General features: G+C 56.0%; 2 protein-coding genes. One reads left to right on the top strand and one right to left on the bottom strand.

The features are described 5' to 3' along the window. Positions 1 to 127: 127 nt before the first annotated feature. Positions 128 to 1,468, bottom strand: a complete 1,341-nt coding sequence (locus tag NP590_RS20350) for a type VI secretion system contractile sheath domain-containing protein (protein ID WP_256604576.1) — start codon at positions 1,466 to 1,468, stop codon at positions 128 to 130. A gap of 165 nt (positions 1,469 to 1,633) precedes the next feature. Between NP590_RS20350 and NP590_RS20345 the strand changes: the two genes are divergently transcribed. Next, positions 1,634 to 2,530, top strand: coding sequence for a phosphoribosylaminoimidazolesuccinocarboxamide synthase (locus tag NP590_RS20345; protein WP_256604575.1), 897 nt, complete (start codon positions 1,634 to 1,636; stop codon positions 2,528 to 2,530). Positions 2,531 to 2,568 lie beyond the last annotated feature (38 nt).

The raw sequence follows: 2,568 nt of genomic DNA, 5'->3' as shown, positions 1-2,568 counted from the left end.
AGTCGCGATTCGCAAGGCCAGCATCGCGACTATGCGCCGCTCCCATGAGACTGTCTTTCAGTTGCCGGGGCGATAGACCAGTTTCATGATCGTTGGGCGCGCTATTGAAATAGCGTAGGTTTATCGGTTAAAAGCCCGCCAAACCCCATAAACGCACGCCGCGCCGCTGCCGATAGCCTATCAAGGGCGCGATGCCGAGGGCAAGCAGCTCGTTCGCTTGCCCCTCGTTCAGCACCGCTTCCGTTCCCGGTTGCAAGACCGACTCGCCTTCCAGCTGATAACTAAAGACCGGAATGTCCTCGAAAAACAGCGCTTCGGGACTGTAGGGTTGCGAGGTTCTGATCAGTCCGCGCGCCAACAACATGGAGGCACAGCCCCACAACAATTCTTCCTGCCTGGGTATCGCGGCACACTCTTCGAATTCAAACGCCTCGATAGGGTCGCGTTTTTGGCCGTACGGCAGCCGCAATAAATAACGCGGATAAGCCAGGAGCAGACTCGGCGAGCCAACATGAGCCCGTCCCTCGGCGTCGGCGGCCAGCGCCTGTTGAATGAAACCCTGGTCCGCATCGGCCAATAAGCGGGCGCCGCACTGTTGCGCCAAACCGGCACAACGGCACAACAATTCGCGGTCCTCGGCACTGGCGGAAAATCCGAAACTCCCGATCAATACCACTTCCTGTTCACCATCGCCTTTTTGGATATGCTGCAATAATTTCCGCGCCAATTCCGAACCGCCGCTATTTTGCTCGGCCATCAATTCGGCCGGACTGATATCCAGCAAATAAAAACCGTGCCGGTCGGCAAGTTCCTCGTTCAACAGAGTACGAGTCGCCCGCCATAGCGACTCCAGACTTTGAAAACCCGGATCGTGCAGGATCGCGCGCAAGATTTGGCCGATAGCCGCGTCTATCACCTCCAGCCAATGCCGGTATTGCGGATCGGCATTTCTGCTCACGAAAGGCGCTACCACTTGTTTCAGCAAACGTTCGACCGTGTCCGGCTCATCCTGGATCTTCTCGGGTTTTTTCCCCAATAAACGCTCCAACATCTCATCCTGACCTTCCTCCGCCTCTTTCGACGCGACAACCGCCGGTGCCGAGGGAAAAAACGCCTGAATCTTGCCGGCGGCTTGCTCGGCCGTTACCGGATTGCTTAGTTGCTGTTTCAACACCCGCAAATCCGCAATGAGCTTGACCTTATCCAACCAGGCATCCGGATGGAAATCCTCCAGCGACTCAAAGCGCAGCTGCAAATGGGTATCGAACCGCAGGACCGGCGCCAAGTCGGCCAAGACATGATCGAAGCAATCGCTATCGACGGCGCGAATATTACGTTGCACCCATGGCGTATCGTTGGCCCCGGAAAATCCACCCAAGATATAAAACCTGTAAGCTGGTTCCTGTCGGCGAACTTGCGCGGCGCCGGGCTGCTTAAAATCCATGGTAAAGTCAATTCTGCCGGACATCGCTCCTCCTGTTGATTTCGGTTTTTATAAACAGTAACAGAGCCTGCATCCCGCAACAAGCGTTGCCAGCGATTTAGCCGGCGGGGAGAAGCCAAGCCGTCCGTGTCCGCCGCAAACGTTAATGTTAAAATCCGCCTTTATTTCATCAACAGGTCACAGCAGCCCATGAACGCCTCCGCCGCACTTTACGAATCCGATCTTCCGCACCTGAAACTGCTCGGCCGCGGCAAAGTCCGCGACATGTACGAAATAGACGACCAGCATTTATTGATCGTCACCACCGACCGCATGTCGGCGTTTGACGTCATCATGTCCGAGCCGATTCCCGGCAAGGGCCAGGTATTGACACAAGTATCCAATTTCTGGTTTGAAAAAATGCGCGACATCATCCCCAATCATTTGGCGGACGATTTGAGCCTGGAACAAGTCGTTCCCGACCCGGTGTCGAGGCAGCAACTGGCAGGCCGCGCCATTATAGTGAAGCGCTTGAAACCCTTGCCTATCGAAGCCATCGTACGCGGTTATTTAATAGGCTCGGGCTGGAAGGATTATCAGGCCAGCGGCGCGGTCTGCGGTATCCAATTACCCGCCGGTTTGCAACAGGCCCAGCAGTTGCCCGAACCGATTTACACGCCTTCCAGCAAGGCCGAGATGGGCGTGCATGACGAAAACATCAGCTTTGCCGATACCGTGGCCTTGGTCGGCCAGGAACTTGCCGAAAAAGTCCGCGCCGTCAGTATTGAGCTGTATGTCGCGGCCGCCGCTTATGCGCGCGAACGCGGCATCATCATCGCCGACACCAAATTCGAATTCGGCCTGGACGACGCCGGCAAACTGTACTTAATCGACGAAGCGCTGACGCCGGACTCCTCGCGCTTCTGGCCGGTCGAACAGTACCGGGTCGGCATCAGCCCGCCCAGCTTCGATAAACAATACTTGCGCGATTATCTGGAAAGCCTGGACTGGAATAAAACCGCGCCGGCCCCTAGGCTACCACCGCTGGTGGTGCAAAAGTGCGCGGAAAAATACCGGGAAGCCAAGCAAAAACTCACCGGTAAATAAGCTCTTTTACCGGACAATATAAAAACGGCCGCATCGTT

It is taken from the genome of Methylomonas subterranea, from assembly GCF_024505185.1.
In the GTDB taxonomy this organism is placed as follows: Bacteria; Pseudomonadota; Gammaproteobacteria; order Methylococcales; family Methylomonadaceae; genus Methylomonas; species Methylomonas subterranea.
The sequence above is the reverse complement of the archived record's forward strand: the minus strand, read 5'-3'. Positions and strand labels throughout refer to the sequence as shown.

Bases quoted from the DNA above. Each gene is read 5' to 3' on its own strand.
- NP590_RS20345 (WP_256604575.1), top strand. From the start codon at position 1,634: ATGAACGCCTCCGCCGCACTTTACGAATCCGATCTTCCGCACCTGAAA.
- NP590_RS20350 (WP_256604576.1), bottom strand. From the start codon at position 1,468: ATGTCCGGCAGAATTGACTTTACCATGGATTTTAAGCAGCCCGGCGCC.